The organism is Fictibacillus halophilus (genome assembly GCF_016401385.1).
GTDB classification, from domain to species: domain Bacteria; phylum Bacillota; class Bacilli; order Bacillales; family Fictibacillaceae; genus Fictibacillus; species Fictibacillus halophilus.
Map to the genome: position 1 here is coordinate 2,326,512 of NZ_JAEACF010000001.1, position 11,199 is coordinate 2,337,710.

Below are 11,199 nucleotides of genomic sequence, written 5' to 3' on the forward strand. Positions count from 1 at the left end.
TTAGTTGGTTTTACATACAATTCTTTTTACTTTGAAACTTAAAATAATTCAAAAAAGACCGATAAAATGGCAGGGGGGAATTCATATGAACTTGTCGATACGAAGAAGAGTGCGACTGATGCTTTTCATCAGTTTAGCCGGAATGGTACTATTACTTGCATTTATTGGATTATTTTTATGGCAGAACACCCAAATGGAAGATGAAAGAGATCAAGTACAATTAACATTACGTTCTAGTAATGATATTCAAAAAACATTTAATGAAGTGCGTAAACTTGAACAAGAGTATTTGAGAGACCCTAGCACAGAATCTAAAGAAAAGGTGCTATCTTCATTAAGTGACTTACAAAAGGAAACAAGTAAAGTAGCTAAAGAAACGAACAGTTCTTCAATTAAGGGAATAGAAAAAGACTTGTCTGCATATCAAACGTCATTTAATTCTGCCACAAGTCTAACCACTCAACTTAACTCATTAAAGCAGATGATGACCGAAACATCTAACAACTTTTATGAATCAGTAAAAGCCATGAACGACCAAGCTTTATTGATCACACTATTGCAGATGCAAACGTATGAAAAAGATGTTCATATTAAGTATGACAGCACGACGGTTGAGAGCTTTAAGGAAAGTGCTCAGACGTTTGATCGAATGTTAGATGAAAAGAATCTGCCAGCGGATCAGTTGTCTACTTTTAAATCAAATTTATTAAAATATACAACTTCAGCAGATACGATCCAATCGATCACAAAAAAAATCGGAGATGATATTTCGACTTTTGAAAAGATCGCTAATGTTGTAGATCAATCAACGAAAGATGCAGAAAGTAAATTGCAGAAGGAAAATGTAGAACTAACGAAAAACCAAAAATCAGTTAAGTTTTGGCTGACGATCAGTTTAATTGGATTAAGTGTCGTAATCTTATCGATATTAAGTGTGATCGGTGTTTGGCTATTACGCTCCATTCAATCGTCTATCTCAGTTTTAAAAGAAGGTGCTTCTATTATTGGTGATGGGGATCTTTCTTACCGTGTAGAGACGAATTCTAAGGATGAAATGGGTGAATTAGCTCAAACCTTCAATCGTATGGCTGAAAAAATGCAAAAATCAATGAACGAAGTAAAAGATGCAGCAGAGAAACTGACGAGTTCATCTCAAAACTTAGCAGCTGTATCAGAAGAAACTACCGCCCAAAGTGATGAAGTCACAGAAGCGATCTCACAAGTAGCGACAGGAGCTCAAAGTCAGGCTGATCACCTACAGGAATGTACACTTTTGCTTTCTGATGTGACTGAATATATTAAAGAAACGGCTTCGATCAGTGATGAGATTGCTTCAGATGCCATGCAAGCTGAAAACGAAGGAAAAGCAGGATCCAATATCGTCCATCAACTGAATACACATTCTGAGAACTTTTTAGAATTAGCTCAAAGTCTTATTTCAGAAATTCAAGACGCGAGTAAACAATCCAAACAGATTAATTCCATTGTTGAAACGATTCAAGAAATAGCTGGAAGCACAGATCTTCTGGCACTAAACGCAGCTATTGAATCCGCAAGAGCCGGTGAAGCAGGAAGAGGCTTTTCAGTTGTTGCCAGTGAAGTTCGAAAGCTTGCTGAGCGTTCTAAGAATGAAGCACTAAGAATTCAGCAGCTAGTAAAATCCATGACAAATCAAATGGAATTGTTATCAAAAGAAACGGTGCGCTTTGAACAATATCGCGTTGACCAAGTTGAATCTGTTCAACAGACAGAAAAAGCGTTCTCTAAGATCATTCAAAATGTTTCTCAGATTAACGGAAGAATCTCTCAAGTAAAAAGTGCGATTGGTCGAGTTGAATCCGCTAATGAAAACTTATCTGAAAAGCTCTTTGAAGTAAGTGCAATATCTGAAGAATCTGTTGCTACAAGTGAACAAGTTAGTGCTTCTAGTATCCACCAAAAAGAAGCCATCCACCAAGTAAACCTTGCTGCGACAGAACTGCAAGAAATTGCACTAACTTTACAGGAAGAGGTAGACCAATTTTCTTTAGGTGAGAGAGCATCGCTAATCGCTGATGAAGAGATACGATTTATGGATACTTATCATGAAGCTGCAGCTACAGTTGACGATAGTGATGTAGAAGAGATTGAAGTTCAAGACGATGAGTGCAGAGAAGAAATTGAAACAGAAAGAGAAGTAACTCCTGATCACCATGTTGACGAAGAGGAACTGGAGAACGATACGGAGTCTGTTCACTCTTTAGATCGTGAAACTAAGAAAGAAGATTAAGTTTTAAAACCCGGTGATCACTCACCGGGTTTTAATAATTTCCACTCAATTGAGTATATTTTCTATGTTCTTTATACGTTTTTGAAAAGAAATGACTCCATGTGCCATCCTGTTTTGCAACAAAGTAATAATAGTCATGCTCTTCGGGATTCGCTGCAGCTTTTAATGAGGAGAGATCTGGACTAGAAATCGGGCCTGGCGGCAATCCTTTATTGATATACGTATTGTAAGGACTTTTAATTTTGATGTCTTTTCTTCTTAATGTTGCTTTTGGTTTTTCAAGCAAATATTGAACGGTAGAGCATGATTGCAGCTTCTTACCTTCTTCTAATCTATTCACAAAAACACCAGCGATTTTACGCTTCTCTTCATTCAAAAGTGCTTCCTTCTCGATAATCGACGCTAATGTTATCATTTCATAAGGTGTTTGATCGGTTTTAATTGTTATTTCTGTCGTTTCTTTGATAAGTCTTTCCGTCATTTGATGAATGACTACGTCAGCTTTCATATTCTTTTCAAAATAATAAGTGTCTGGAAAAAGAAGTCCTTCCATAGCAAACTTTGTATTTGATTTCTTTACTTTATTATTAATACCTAATTGTTCTTGTTGTTTATCAGTTAGTGTTTCCCATAATCTTGCTGTTTTTATAAATTGGTTTCGATCTACAATTCCCGCTTTGTTTAATCGATCTGCAATCTCTATAACAGTCAGCCCTTCTGGAATGATCACTTCGATCGCTTCTGTTTCATTTTTCAGAGTAGATAGATCTTGCAAGATCTCTTTATAACCACTTCCTTGTTTAATCGTGTGTTCTCCTGCTACAACTTTACTTTTCTTTCCTGTAAGAGTTGCATAAAAGTTAAATAAAATTGGACTTTTAATAAATTCATTATTATTCAAATTCTTTGATATTGTTTTAAAATCACTGTTTTCTTTTATAACAAAAGCCTTCTCTGCCGTTTCCTCAGGGGGTGAAACTTCATATATGATCCACCCTACACAAAAAGCGATGAGGATACTGAAAATAATCAAAACTCTTTTTGCATTTGAGTTCAAAGTTAGAATCCGCCTTACTTTTTTTGTTTCTAATTTTCCCTGATTATTTTTATTCATTCAAAAAGGCTGTTAGGAAAGGTATACATACCTTACTAACAACCTTCGATTCATAGATACACACGCAATAACATCGTGCTTCAAATATTTATTTGTTTAAGCTATATATATATTGCCCTAATAGGATCGTTGAAATATGCAAAAACATCTCACTCCGAGATAGCATGCCACTGGTGAAGACACCTATCGCTCCATCCTTTTTTCTGATCTCAGGGTCCTTTGTGAACTCACCCATCAATGTTCCGAGTTCCTTACCCTGCTTCAGACCTGTTACGATCAACGACGGAAGCAGAATACGAGCTCCTGCAGCTGAATAGACGTTGCCATCGTGATCCGCCACCGCTCCCCAGTTGCACAAATACATGCCATCTTCCATCTCCATTACTCCGCCTTCAAAACCAATGCCGATTTCAGCTCCTTGCTTCACACAATCTTTTGCCCGGTTGATAGCTCCGATTTTGGTTTCCTCATCAGAAAAAGGCTGTGCTGAGACTAATGAATCAGAAGAGTAAGATACGAGTTCAGAATCCTTAAAATACGCTATAAAAGGCTGAGCGGCTTTAATTTTTGCGGGGTTTGATGATCCAATTCCAATTTTCATTACACGTTCATCCTCAGCTATTTTCTAAGATTGTTCTTAATGTAGTTTCATCTGCTGTTTTAACAAGTTTGATAAGCAATTCTTTTGCAGCAGCATAATCATCAACATGTATCATAGAAGCATGTGTGTGAATATAACGTGAACAGATTCCGATCACCGCAGAAGGCACACCGTTTCCAGAGATGTGTACACTGCCAGCATCTGTTCCACCTTGTGAGATGAAATATTGGTAGGGAATCTTATGCGTTTCAGCAGTGTCTAGGATATATTCTCTCATACCACGATGAGTTACCATCGTTCTATCTAAAATTCTTAACAACGCACCTTTTCCAAGTTGACCGAACTCACTCTTATCCCCCATCATGTCATTCGCTGGACTTGCATCTAATGCGAAGAATAGATCAGGTTGAATTAAGTTCGCTGCTGTTTTGGACCCTCTAAGCCCTACTTCTTCTTGAACCGTAGCACCGCTATACAATTCGTTAGGCAACGTTTCATCCTTTAATTCTTTTAATAGTTCAATCGCTAATCCCACACCATAACGATTATCCCATGCTTTCGCCATGATTTTCTTCGGATTGGCCATCGGTGTAAACGGACAGATCGGAACGATTTGCTGCCCAGGTCTTACACCCAGGTTATGAACTTCTTGATCGTTATCTGCACCAATATCTATGTACATATTCTTAATACCCATCGGTCTGTTACGCTGATCTTCAGAAAGAAGATGAGGTGGAGTTGAGCCGATTATACCAGTAATAACATCACCTTTATCTGTGTAAATATTTACACGTTGAGCTAATAGAACTTGGCTCCACCAGCCACCCAACTCTTGAAATTTTAGCATACCGTTTTTCGTAACCTTCGTAACCATGAAACCAACTTCATCCATGTGCCCCGCTACCATAATCTTTGGACCATTCCCTTTTTTGACACCAAAGATGCTGCCAAGACCATCTTGAATAATTTCATCCGATACAGGTTCGATCTCTTTTCGGACAAACTTACGAACATCTCTTTCAAAGCCTGGCGCGCCCGGCAATTCAGTCAATGTTTTAAACAAGTCGAGTGTTTCTTTATTCATATAAAAACAACCCCTTCTAATTAGTCACATGTACATTTTTATTGTACACCTAATAAGAAGGGGTTTTCTATACTTATGAATGTTCTAGATTTCGTAAGTGATCGGATCGATTGCTCCAGCTTCTTTAAAACCTTTCAAACGTAAAACACAGCTGTCACATTGTCCGCATGCTGCTTCTTTTCCATTGTAGCAAGAAGTTGTTAGATCATATGGCACTTCAAGAGAAAGACCTTTTTCAATCGTTTCCTTTTTAGATAAAGAGATCAATGGTGTTTCAACTGAAATGTTTTTTCCTGTAACACCTGCTTTTGTTGCTAGGTTGATCGTTTCTTCCATACTCTGAATGAATTCTGGACGGCAATCTGGATAGCCGCTATAGTCGACCGCTGAAACACCTGTATAAACAGCGGTAGCTCCGATTACTTCAGCATAAGCGCTTGCGAGTGATAAGAAAATCATGTTTCTAGCAGGTACATAGGTTACAGGGATCCCTTCTTCTGCCTCAGTTGGAACTTCTACCTTTTCATCGGTTAGTGCACTTCCACCAATATCTTTCAAGAAGGTAAGATCGACAATTCTATGATCTGCTACACCATAATACTTACCGACTTCAATCGCTTGCTCAACTTCTCGATTATGACGTTGCCCATAGTGAAAAGTGATCGGGTACAGGTCATATCCCTCCGCTTTTGCGATCCCCATGCAAGTTGTACTATCAAGTCCTCCGCTTAAAACAATAACCGCTTTTTTATTCATGGTTAAACCCCTCTCTCTTCTGGATGCCAGATTACTTTATGAAGTTGAAGACTGAGCTTTGCATTTGGTAGTGGATTCTCCAATAAAAGTTCAACAAGACGTCTCGGAGGCATGCTTTCCCAAACGGGGCTTACCGAGATCTGACCATTTCTGTAATGCTCAGAGACTACTTGTTTCGTTATCTCAAAATCGTTCTCTGATCCAACAACGAATTTAATCTCATCTTGGTGCTGAAGCTCTTTGAAATTATCCATGTGCATTCTGTCCATCTCTCCAGAGGCTGGGAGCTTGTAGTCCATTACGAATCTCATCTTTTTTTGTAAATCATGGTGAGAGTTGCGTAATTGCTCAAATGGCTGGATATCGATAGCCCCGTTCGTTTCAATGTGGATATCTACAATATGATCCAAGTCAGCCATCGCTAGCAGTAAGGCAGCTGATTTTTCTCTATGAATTAAAGGCTCTCCACCTGTAAAACAAATTCGTTGTGATCGAAACGACTTAATCGTATTCACGATCTCTTCTATCGTTGCTTCAAACTCGGGTTTAGCAGGTGCATAACTGTATGTCGTATCACACCACGTGCAGCGAAGATTGCAATGAAAAACACGTACAAAAACCGTTGGATACCCAGCTTGAAGTCCTTCACCTTCAACCGTTTCAAAGATCTCGACCATAGGAACTTTCCAGTGTTTCCAAACATCTTTAGACGGCAGATCAAACATCGTTTTCCACCATCCATTCTCTTTTCATTACAGCATAGCTAGTAGGTGTCTCATACAGTTTAAGCTCTTCTAACCTGTGCCCTTGTTCACTTAGACCACGTTCGTTAAGTTCAAGATCAATTTGCTCCCAAATCCAAACCACCATATTTTCAGCAGTCGTATTCATTGGAGGGAGAACTTCGTTTAAATATTGATGATCTAATTTGCTGTCAATTGCTGATTTGAAAATTTCTTTTATCTCTCCAAAGTCAACGGCAATGCCAATTGCATTCACAAAACCGCTCATTGTGATCACTAGTTTGTATGTGTGACCGTGGAGATTTTTGCATTTCCCATCATAGCAATGCAGGTGATGAGCCGCATCAAAGGTAAACTCTTTGCATACTGCAACCCGCTTATTATGGTACTTTAATTGTTCGCTCTTAATGTCGCGACCGAGTATTTGAACATCTGTTGGAATTTTATAAGTCATTCCTGTTCATCCTTTCGAGTGGAGCACGAAAACAAAAAAACTCTGCTAAAAACGCAGAGAGTGTAAATGTTCATTCTTCACGCTCCCTAGTTTTGTTTTAAGAGGGGTGGGAATTTCGAACCCTCCATCTTTATCAAATGTATCTTATCAAAAAAGCCCAAGAAAAAGAAGGCTTTTCTTTGTTATACTGGTTAAGAAGAACCTATATATTTGAAAATGAACTTACATAAGGTGGGAATACGAATGAATTGGAGAAACCTGATTCTAGCAGGCCTTACAGGCGCTGCAATCGGTTATGTTGTTACAAAAAAGCAGACAGAGACCATCACACCCGAAAAAGCGCTAAAGCTATTAAAAGAAAAGGCAAAAGAACATTACAGAATCTCAGGAGCTTGGATCATGGTTAAAGCAGAAGATAAGAACGTTCATGGCCTTCCATACTCTGTGTATAAGGGTGGCTTTTCAAACTCTTCACCTGGAACGGAAGCCTCGCATTTCGAATTCTTAATTGATGCTTCAACTGGAAGTCTGTTAGAGCTCGTACAAAAGTAAAAAAAACCCATAGGACATTTTCCTAAGGGCTTTCTTATGGAGATTAACGATATAATTTTGTTTGGTCGTAAAGGTTGTTATCGATCTTGAATTTTGTAGTAAGATATTGACGCTTTTCCCAAACACTTAAAATGAATAAAGGAACGATGATTAAAAGAAATAATAGTCCTGTTACAACGATCCAATCCATATGAGTTCCAAGATCTGATTCGTGTGCTTTTTTATAATCTTTAATTTGAGAATTTGCTTTAGCTACTGCTGCTTCAGCTAAAAGTTCATTTTTGTCAGCATCATAAAACACAACTTCTGTGTGATCAAAGTAAAAAATATTATCTCTAACCGTATCATAGTTAGCAATGGCAACTGTTACTTCTGATGCATCTAATTCTGAGTCTTGATTTGGATACGTTTCAATGTCTGTTAAAGTTAAAGAACCCTTTTTTAAATCTTTGTGCTTACTTTCAATTCCCTTTTCAATCGTCTTCTTCATTTCATCTGTAGCTTGTTCAGCAGATACGAAAGTACCCATGGATAAAAACAGTGCTAAAACGGTAAAAATGGCAACTAACTGTTTTTTCATTTTAAATCCCCTCTCATTTTTTACCCTTTAAGATATAAATAAAGTTCATCAATACATGCCTCTCATATTTTAACATATCCTGTCGATTTCGACATTCACTTGAAAATGGAAAATATGTGACGGTTTTTTTACATTTTTGGGGAACGTGGTATTCTTTCTGTCATCTCACCCTTTTCATCCCACTTAACAGCACGATAAATACAATCATGATAAAAGAAATACCATGTATCAGGCTTTATCCATTTTTGTTTTTGAAAGATTGAAGTCATGGGATAATCATCATAAGCAAGCACCCATAATGGGTTATGATGTGCATGAGTTGGCATGATATCTCCGATGTGATAGAGCTTTTCTCCATTCTCTAATGTAAGTTCAATCAGTGAATGGCCATCACTATGACCTCCTGTATGAACCATTCGAATACCTTCTATTACTTCTATCTCTTCCTTAAATGTTCTTACTTGATGCTGAATAGGTTCCCAATTTTCTTTCCAATATGTATTCTGAGACCGGATATTTGGATTCTTAAGCTCATTCCATTCTGTTTCAGAGGTATAAATAATAGCGTTTTCAAAAACAGGTACTAACTGATCATCTTCCCATCTTGATAACCCTGAGGCATGATCAAAGTGCATATGTGTCATAAGAATAATATCAATATCAGAAGTAGTTAATCCTTCTTTTTTTAAATTTTTTTCAATAAGCGACTCTTCTGTAACGCCATAGTTTCTTTTTTGTTTTTCTGTCAATTTCCCATAACCGATCCCAGACTCAATCAGTATGTTCTTTCCTTTAAAACCTTGAACAAGGATGGGTTCAGTTCTAAGCTCAATTTGATTCTTATCGTTAACAGGATATTTCCTTTCCCATAGAGGTTTAGGAACGACTCCAAACATAGCACCGCCGTCCATATGTGTGACCCCGCCATCCAACCATGTTAATGTCTTCGTACCAATTTTCCACTGATCCATATTTTTAGTCTCCTTTCTATTTAGATCTCTGTACAAGTGTATCATAAGAAACAAAGATCGGATGAAAAGAAAAGACCCAAGCATATGCTTGGATCTTTAAGAACGGAATTGTGCTTCCATACGGTAAATTCGATATCCTTTTTCAGAGAATTTCTCTTCATATTCTGTCATAACGTTATCTTCCATATCACTTTTATGAAGATCAAGACTTACTTGGTTAAAAAACATACCATAGGTTGACATACTATGAAGTGAATATTCGAACAACCCCTGATTATCAGTCTTGAAATGAATTTCACCAGGCTTTTTTAATACAGTCTCATATCTTTTAAGAAAACTTTCATGCGTTAATCTTCTTTTTGCATGCTTGGATTTTGGCCAAGGATCCGAAAAGTTGAGGTAGACACGCTCAATTTCACCCGGCTCAAAGTAATCCAACAAGTGTGATGCATCTGCTCTAATAAGTTTAACGTTTGGTTTTTCGTCTTCTAAAATACGGTCCAGTGCAGTAATGATGATGCTGTCATAAAGCTCCATCCCTAAATAATTTATAGAAGGGTTTTGTTTAGCCATACCATTAACAAACTGTCCCTTACCTGTTCCAACTTCAATATGAATCGGATTGTCATTCCCAAAAAAAGAATGCCATTTACCTTTCATCTTTTCAGGCTCTACTGAAACGTATTCAGGATGTTCGATTAATTTTTCTTTAGCCCAAGGCTTAAATCTTTGACGCATATTTTCTCCCCACTTTTCACACTTTTATATAGTTTTGAACGAAGGATATTTTTTAGAATAATCCATAAGCTATGCAATGAAAGGATGTGCAGGAAAAATGCCATTAAATCACAACGATCAATTGCATATCATCAGAGATCTTCTTCAAGATCATTATACCGATTGTGCTGGTTCACCATCCGAATGTGCTCAATTAGAACGTCTTGCTGCACATTTATTGGAGAACGGCGCAGTTCATGAAGAAGTACGAAACATCTTGTCCAACATTAACGAATATAGTCATACCGGCTTTTCACACCAGCATTTAGAAGAGCATATTACAAATCATCGACCTCACTTAGAATCATGGATCAACACGATTCAAACACATCATCCATATTAAGACACTATTCCCTAGGAAATAGTGTCAGATGATCTTATATGTTGTCAGCGTTAGATCGAACCAGCAAGTTTTTTAATACTTTCTGCAAAATGGGCAGTCTCTTTAGACTGTCCTTTTTCTTTATACCAGAAAAAAGAGCTTATGGTTTGTGCCAATACATACCAATGCATTCTTCTTTCTAAATCATCATTAAGGGTTTCCCCATAAACCTCGAGCCATTCTTCCCATTTTTCATAAGGGATATAGCTATAAAGAAGCATTCCAAGATCTAGTGCAGGATCAGCAATCATCGCTCCATCCCAATCGATCAAATATAATTCCTCAGAATCACTTAGCAGCCAATTGTTATGATTAACATCACAGTGGCATACCACCAAATTATCGACTTCAACCTCAGAGGCAGTCTCCATTAAGTAAGCGAAGGAATCATTGATGATTTCTAGATAATCTTTCTCTTTACGCATCTGCAATTGTATATCGTTTAAAAGGTCAACTGGCGTTAACCTTTTTTTCTCTAAGCGGTTCATCATGCCAAGCAGTTCTTGAGATCGGTGAATTTTCGCTAGAAGTTCGGCTACATTCTCACTTTTCATATCTGCTGCTTTCAATTCACGGCCGTTTAGCCACTGTTGAGCTGTTATTACATCTCCATTACCTAATCTTTTTGTCCATAAAAGCTTAGGAACAATTCCTTCTGCAGAAAGAACAGCTAAAAACGGAGAGGAATTACGCTTTAAAAACAGTTTTTGGTTCCCATATTCAGCTATATATGCTTCTCCCGTTGCTCCGCCAGCAGGGGAAACCTGCCAATCTTCTCCCAAAATCTGTTCCAAAATGTTCACCTTCTTGTCTAGTTAAGAAATCCGTTTTTGATTAGTTGTTCGTTCAAAAAATTATAGCTTTTCCGTATCGAATTAAATTACTGCGAAGTCATTATTTTAACACAAAAAATCAA

13 protein-coding genes are annotated in these 11,199 nt (G+C 37.6%); 3 read left to right on the forward strand and 10 right to left on the reverse strand.

The window, feature by feature from the left end; all coding sequences use genetic code 11:
- The first annotated feature begins 85 nt into the window (after positions 1-85).
- On the forward strand, positions 86-2,269 hold the full coding sequence (locus I5J82_RS12080; protein WP_198768039.1) for a methyl-accepting chemotaxis protein: 2,184 nt from the start codon (positions 86-88) through the stop codon (positions 2,267-2,269).
- Positions 2,270-2,300: 31 nt separating this feature from the next.
- Here the strand turns inward: I5J82_RS12080 and mltG are convergent, their stop codons facing one another.
- The 6 genes from mltG to queD form a co-directional block, all read right to left on the reverse strand.
- Entirely contained in the window at positions 2,301-3,326 is a 1,026-nt protein-coding gene (gene mltG / locus I5J82_RS12085; RefSeq protein WP_198768040.1) for an endolytic transglycosylase MltG, read from the reverse strand.
- Between the two features lie 145 nt (positions 3,327-3,471).
- Positions 3,472-3,984, reverse strand: coding sequence for a DUF84 family protein (locus tag I5J82_RS12090; RefSeq protein WP_198768041.1), 513 nt, complete (start codon positions 3,982-3,984; stop codon positions 3,472-3,474).
- A 13-nt stretch (positions 3,985-3,997) separates the two neighbouring features.
- Entirely contained in the window at positions 3,998-5,068 is a 1,071-nt protein-coding gene (locus I5J82_RS12095; RefSeq protein WP_198768042.1) for a M42 family metallopeptidase, read from the reverse strand.
- 84 nt (positions 5,069-5,152) lie between these two features.
- On the reverse strand, positions 5,153-5,824 hold the full coding sequence (gene queC, locus I5J82_RS12100; RefSeq protein ID WP_198768043.1) for a 7-cyano-7-deazaguanine synthase QueC: 672 nt from the start codon (positions 5,822-5,824) through the stop codon (positions 5,153-5,155).
- Positions 5,825-5,826: 2 nt separating this feature from the next.
- Entirely contained in the window at positions 5,827-6,549 is a 723-nt protein-coding gene (locus I5J82_RS12105; RefSeq protein WP_198768044.1) for a 7-carboxy-7-deazaguanine synthase QueE, read from the reverse strand.
- Complete coding sequence (gene queD, locus I5J82_RS12110; protein ID WP_198768045.1) at positions 6,542-7,021, reverse strand: 6-carboxytetrahydropterin synthase QueD; 480 nt, start codon at positions 7,019-7,021, stop codon at positions 6,542-6,544. Before queD ends, I5J82_RS12105 begins: the two co-directional genes overlap by 8 nt.
- A gap of 243 nt (positions 7,022-7,264) precedes the next feature.
- On the opposite strand from queD, the gene I5J82_RS12115 reads away from it, so the two are divergent.
- Positions 7,265-7,573, forward strand: a complete 309-nt coding sequence (locus I5J82_RS12115) for a PepSY domain-containing protein (protein ID WP_198768046.1) — start codon at positions 7,265-7,267, stop codon at positions 7,571-7,573.
- A gap of 43 nt (positions 7,574-7,616) precedes the next feature.
- Here I5J82_RS12115 and I5J82_RS12120 read toward each other — a convergent pair whose 3' ends face one another.
- The 3 genes from I5J82_RS12120 to trmB form a co-directional block, all read right to left on the reverse strand.
- Entirely contained in the window at positions 7,617-8,153 is a 537-nt protein-coding gene (locus I5J82_RS12120) for a hypothetical protein (RefSeq protein WP_198768047.1), read from the reverse strand.
- Positions 8,154-8,281: 128 nt separating this feature from the next.
- Positions 8,282-9,124: a YtnP family quorum-quenching lactonase gene (locus I5J82_RS12125; protein ID WP_198768048.1), complete on the reverse strand. Its 843-nt coding sequence runs from the start codon at positions 9,122-9,124 to the stop codon at positions 8,282-8,284.
- A gap of 96 nt (positions 9,125-9,220) precedes the next feature.
- The gene (gene trmB, locus I5J82_RS12130; protein ID WP_198768049.1) at positions 9,221-9,862 is read right to left on the reverse strand and encodes a tRNA (guanosine(46)-N7)-methyltransferase TrmB; all 642 of its coding nucleotides are present in this window, start codon (positions 9,860-9,862) and stop codon (positions 9,221-9,223) included.
- A gap of 97 nt (positions 9,863-9,959) precedes the next feature.
- Here trmB and I5J82_RS12135 point away from each other — a divergent pair, with 97 nt between their 5' ends.
- Entirely contained in the window at positions 9,960-10,244 is a 285-nt protein-coding gene (locus I5J82_RS12135) for a YtzH-like family protein (RefSeq protein WP_186320458.1), read from the forward strand.
- A 50-nt stretch (positions 10,245-10,294) separates the two neighbouring features.
- On the opposite strand, the gene I5J82_RS12140 is transcribed toward I5J82_RS12135, so the two are convergent.
- Positions 10,295-11,077 carry a phosphotransferase family protein gene (locus tag I5J82_RS12140; RefSeq protein WP_198768050.1) on the reverse strand — a complete coding sequence of 261 codons (783 nt, stop codon included), beginning with the start codon at positions 11,075-11,077 and terminating at the stop codon, positions 10,295-10,297.
- Positions 11,078-11,199 lie beyond the last annotated feature (122 nt).